The sequence below is a fragment of the Microbacterium sp. NPDC055988 genome, assembly GCF_042269505.1.
Taxonomy (GTDB): domain Bacteria; phylum Actinomycetota; class Actinomycetes; order Actinomycetales; family Microbacteriaceae; genus Microbacterium.
Genome location: NZ_JBHJXY010000004.1, coordinates 1 through 2,843, shown reverse-complemented (window position 1 = coordinate 2,843; position 2,843 = coordinate 1). Strand labels below are relative to the sequence as shown.

2 rRNA genes (1 of these 2 running past the window's edge) are annotated in these 2,843 nt (G+C 54.7%); both read left to right on the top strand.

What is annotated here, in order from left to right:
- Positions 1-311: ribosomal RNA gene (locus ACFC14_RS18820) — 16S ribosomal RNA — on the top strand; it begins 1,408 nt to the left of the window's first position.
- 419 nt (positions 312-730) lie between these two features.
- A 23S ribosomal RNA gene (locus ACFC14_RS18815) occupies positions 731-2,843 on the top strand; the annotation flags it as partial.

The window sequence follows — 2,843 nt, the reverse complement described above, 5'->3', positions numbered from 1 at the left end:
CTACAATGGCCGGTACAAAGGGCTGCAATACCGCGAGGTGGAGCGAATCCCAAAAAGCCGGTCCCAGTTCGGATTGAGGTCTGCAACTCGACCTCATGAAGTCGGAGTCGCTAGTAATCGCAGATCAGCAACGCTGCGGTGAATACGTTCCCGGGTCTTGTACACACCGCCCGTCAAGTCATGAAAGTCGGTAACACCTGAAGCCGGTGGCCTAACCTTTTTGGAGGGAGCCGTCGAAGGTGGGATCGGTAATTAGGACTAAGTCGTAACAAGGTAGCCGTACCGGAAGGTGCGGCTGGATCACCTCCTTTCTAAGGAGCATCTGACTCTTCGGAGTCCAGAACCCAGATCGGGAACGTTCGTTTCTCGCTGGGAGCTCATGGGTGGAACATTTGACATGGCATCGAGATCTGATCTCGGAACTAGTACGCCGCTTGCGGTTGGAAGGTTCTGGGTGAGGGGACCGGTGTCTGCACGCTGTTGGGTCCTGAGGGACCGGATGCGCACTGGCCTTCGGGTCGAGTGCACAGTCGGTTACTCTGGGCCTCTTTCTGTTGCCCCCGTGTGGGGTTGTGGATGGGGGCACCGCCCGTACTTTGAGAACTACACAGTGGACGCGAGCATCTTGCAACAGCCTTCGGGTTGTTGCACAAGATGATCTTAAAGATCATTAGTCAATTTCATTCCAGGCCTTTGGGTCTGGAGTCGATTCTGATTCAAACTCATGTGATTTCAAGTCTTTAAGAGCAAACGGTGGATGCCTTGGCATCTGGAGCCGAAGAAGGACGTAGCAATCTGCGATAAGCCTCGGGGAACTGATAAGCAAGTTTTGATCCGAGGGTGTCCGAATGGGGAAACCCCGCTGGGCGGCGTGCCGACCTAGTGACTCCCGCCTGAATATATAGGGCGGGTAGAGGGAACGTGGGGAAGTGAAACATCTCAGTACCCACAGGAAGAGAAAGCAACCGCGATTCCGTTAGTAGTGGCGAGCGAAACCGGAACAGGCTAAACCTAGCGTGTGTGATAGCCGGCAGGTGTTGCACGTTGGGGGTTGTGGGACTTTTCAGTCATCTCTGCCGAGGTGGCGGCGTTACAAGAAGGTATAGACGAACGGTCTTGAAAGGCCGGTCATAGAGGGTGCCAACCCCGTAGTCGAAATGCCTCTCTTGGCGCGAAGAGTATCCCAAGTAGCACGGGGCCCGTGAAATCCCGTGTGAATCTGTCAGGACCACCTGATAAGCCTAAATACTCCCAGATGACCGATAGCGGACAAGTACCGTGAGGGAAAGGTGAAAAGTACCCCGGGAGGGGAGTGAAATAGTACCTGAAACCGTTTGCTTACAAACCGTTGGAGCCTCCTTAGTAGGGGTGACAGCGTGCCTTTTGAAGAATGAGCCTGCGAGTTAGCGATATGTGGCGAGGTTAACCCGTGTGGGGTAGCCGTAGCGAAAGCGAGTCTGAATAGGGCGATTCAGTCGCATGTCCTAGACCCGAAGCGAAGTGATCTATCCATGGCCAGGTTGAAGCGACGGTAAGACGTCGTGGAGGACCGAACCCACTTAGGTTGAAAACTGAGGGGATGAGCTGTGGATAGGGGTGAAAGGCCAATCAAACTTCGTGATAGCTGGTTCTCTCCGAAATGCATTTAGGTGCAGCGTTGCGTGTTTCTTGCCGGAGGTAGAGCTACTGGATGGCCGATGGGCCCTACAAGGTTACTGACGTCAGCCAAACTCCGAATGCCGGTAAGTGAGAGCGCAGCAGTGAGACTGTGGGGGATAAGCTTCATAGTCGAGAGGGAAACAACCCAGACCACCAACTAAGGTCCCAAAGCGCGTGCTAAGTGGGAAAGGATGTGGAGTTGCCTTGACAACCAGGAGGTTGGCTTAGAAGCAGCCACCCTTGAAAGAGTGCGTAATAGCTCACTGGTCAAGTGATTCCGCGCCGACAATGTAACGGGGCTCAAGCACGCCACCGAAGTTGTGGCATTGACATTATTGGTAGGCCTTCGTGGTCCAGCCGTGTTGATGGGTAGGAGAGCGTCGTGTGGCCAGCGAAGCGGCGGTGTGAACCAGCCGTGGAGGCTACACGAGTGAGAATGCAGGCATGAGTAGCGAATGACGTGTGAGAAACACGTCCTCCGAAAGACCAAGGGTTCCAGGGTCAAGCTAATCTTCCCTGGGTAAGTCGGGACCTAAGGCGAGGCCGACAGGCGTAGTCGATGGACAACGGGTTGATATTCCCGTACCGGCGAAGAACCGCCCAAGCTAATCCAGTAGTGCTAAGTGTCTGAATCCCAGTGACTGATCCCTTCGGGGTGACGCTCTGGGCCTAGCGCACGACCCCATTCTGGTGCGGTTAGCGTATTAACAGGTGTGACGCAGGAAGGTAGCCCAAGCCAGGCGATGGTTGTCCTGGTGCAAGTGCGTAGGCCGAGTCGTAGGCAAATCCGCGATTCACATAGGCTGAGACACGATGCGGATAAAAAGTGGGTGATCCTATGCTGCCAAGAAAAGCATCGACGCGAGGTTCTAGCCGCCCGTACCCCAAACCGACTCAGGTGGTCAGGTAGAGAATACCAAGGAGATCGAGAGAATCGTGGTTAAGGAACTCGGCAAAATGCCCCCGTAACTTCGGGAGAAGGGGGGCCTTCGGCGTATAGGGATTTACTCCCGAAAGCGTTTGGAGGCCGCAGAGACTAGTGGGTAGCGACTGTTTACTAAAAACACAGGTCCGTGCCAAGTCGCAAGACGATGTATACGGACTGACGCCTGCCCGGTGCTGGAAGGTTAAGAGGACCGGTTAGCCGTAAGGCGAAGCTGAGAATTTAAGCCCCAGTAAACGGC